This is a genomic window from Bacillota bacterium (assembly GCA_040754675.1).
In the GTDB taxonomy this organism is placed as follows: Bacteria; Bacillota; Limnochordia; order Limnochordales; family Geochordaceae; genus Geochorda.
This window is the reverse complement of sequence record JBFMCJ010000671.1, coordinates 1-2056: the sequence shown is the minus strand read 5'-3', so window position 1 is coordinate 2056 and position 2056 is coordinate 1. Positions and strand designations below refer to the sequence as shown.

Genomic DNA, 2056 nt, shown 5'->3' with positions numbered 1-2056 from the left:
CTACCACGACGGCGGGGACCCCATCTACGTGATGGACCAGGTCAGCGACGACCCGAACCCGGATGGCGTGTGGCTGGAAGGGATCTCCATCCGGGAGGCCATGAACCGGCTCGGCCCCCGGGAGCAACGGATACTGCGCATGCGTTTCTTCGAAGGCCGGACGCAGATGGAGGTGGCCGAGGCCATCGGCATCTCCCAGGCGCAGGTCTCCCGGCTGGAGAAGGCCGCGCTGAAGCAACTCCGGCGGCACATGGCCGGATGACGGAAGGGCAGGGAGCAGGGGCACCCACGACCATGAAAGCCCGCCTCTTCGGGTGCGTGGCGCTGGCAATACTCGGATGCGTGGCCGCGGCGGCTTCGGCGGCGGCAGACGCGCCGGCGCCGCCGGCTGCGCCGGGCGAGCCGGCGCGCACGCAGGAGAGCTCCCTGCCGGACGCCCTGTGGGGGAGCTCGCCGGCCATCGTGCGGCTGCACGTCATCGCGCACAGTGACCGCCAGGAGGACCAGCGCGTCAAGCTCCGGGTGGCCAGGGCCGTCCTGCTGGAACTGAAGCGGCTGTACGAGGAGGCCCCCGCCTGGGCGCACGAGGATCCGGACCGCTTCCTTTCGTACCTGGGGCACAACCGAGATCGCCTGGCCCGGGCAGCCCGGGCGACGCCGGAGGGACGCCTTGCCGCTCTTTTGCCCGCCTCCGTACGGGTGGAGACCGGCCTCACGTACTTTCCGGTGACGGCAGGGCCGGAGGGGCAGATCTACCCGGCCGGCTGGTACAGAACCGTTCGGGTGATCATCGGCAGCGGGAGGGGCCGCAACTGGTGGTGCGTGGTGTTCCCGTCCCTCTGCCCGGTCGAGCCGCCTGACGAGGCCGACCTTCCCAGCGCGCACGCAGCCCCTGCCCAGGCGGGCGGCGCAGCAGCCGGCCCTGGCACGGGCCCCGCCGCGCCGCCCGCCTCGAACGGGAAAGCCGGGCCCAGGCCATGGTGGGCGTGGCTTCTCCCCTGGCACTGGTTCTAGGTACCCCGATTTCCCGCCCCGCCAGGACGTCCACTCCGTCTTGCGCCCATAGGAATGGAACGTGGTAGAAGACCCTGCACCGCTCGAGCGTTCAGGGGGAGCCGGGGTGAAGGTGCGGGCGTCGGATCTGCGGGCGAAAGACGTCATCAACATGGCCGACGGGCGGCGGCTGGGCAACCTCTACGACCTGGACGTCGACGTGGAATCAGGACGCATTCGATCCCTCATCCTGCCCGCGAGCGGCCGGCCCGGGTGGTTTCGATCCAGAGAACGCGACATCGAGATCCCCTGGCAGGATATCGTCAAGATTGGCATCGACGTAATCCTGGTGGACCAGCCGGGCAGCATCACCCCACGGCCTGGAAGTGATTCCCCAGCCTAAGCCCTGTGGTAAGATGAGGCACGGGGCGACAAGCGCGTCTTGAGGTGTCCTTTCTGCTCCCAGCCGGATACGCGGGTCATCGATTCGCGCCTCACGGAGGAGGGTACCGCCGTGCGCCGGCGCCGGGAATGCCCCGCGTGCGGCCGGCGGTTCACCACCTACGAGCGGCTCGAGGAGCTACCCCTGATGGTTGTCAAGAAGGACGGGCGGCGGGAGCCGTTCTCGCGGCAGAAGGTCCTGGCAGGCGTCATGAAGGCGTGCGAAAAGCGGCCCATCCCCGCCGTGCGGATAGAGGAACTGGTCGATCGCGTCGAGCGGGCAGTGCGGGGGCAGGGAGAGGTCGAGGTGCCTTCCCGGCTCATCGGGGAACTGGTCATGGCCGAGTTACGGAGGCTGGACCCCGTGGCCTACGTGCGGTTTGCATCGGTGTACCGAGAGTTCAAGGACGTAACCGGATTCGTCGCCGAGGTGGAGCAACTGTTGGGCAAGAGACGCCCGGCGGAGGGGCCCGAGGGCCGGTGAGGCGGGTGGTCTGGCACTTCACGGACCGGCGGGGCGGCGTAAGCCAGGGGCCTTTCCGGTGGTTGAACCTATCCGCCTCGGTCGGCGACGACCCCGATCACGTGGCGCTCAACCGGCGGCGAACCATCGAGCAGATCG

The 2056-nt window shown here is 69.2% G+C and carries 5 protein-coding genes; all 5 read left to right on the top strand.

The genetic code is table 11. The features are described 5' to 3' along the window. Positions 1 to 262 (top strand): sigma-70 family RNA polymerase sigma factor (locus AB1609_22355; GenBank protein ID MEW6049177.1); only part of this gene is annotated, 262 nt, incomplete at its 5' end. Then, positions 259 to 1014, top strand: a complete 756-nt coding sequence (locus AB1609_22350) for a stage II sporulation protein R (GenBank protein ID MEW6049176.1) — start codon at positions 259 to 261, stop codon at positions 1012 to 1014. The genes AB1609_22355 and AB1609_22350, both read left to right, overlap by 4 nt. Positions 1015 to 1120: 106 nt before the next feature. After that, complete coding sequence (locus AB1609_22345; GenBank protein ID MEW6049175.1) at positions 1121 to 1396, top strand: YlmC/YmxH family sporulation protein; 276 nt, start codon at positions 1121 to 1123, stop codon at positions 1394 to 1396. A 39-nt stretch (positions 1397 to 1435) separates the two neighbouring features. Continuing rightward, on the top strand, positions 1436 to 1918 hold the full coding sequence (gene nrdR / locus AB1609_22340; protein MEW6049174.1) for a transcriptional regulator NrdR: 483 nt from the start codon (positions 1436 to 1438) through the stop codon (positions 1916 to 1918). A gap of 5 nt (positions 1919 to 1923) precedes the next feature. After that, the coding region (locus AB1609_22335; protein MEW6049173.1) for a laccase domain-containing protein at positions 1924 to 2056 on the top strand (133 nt) is incomplete at its 3' end.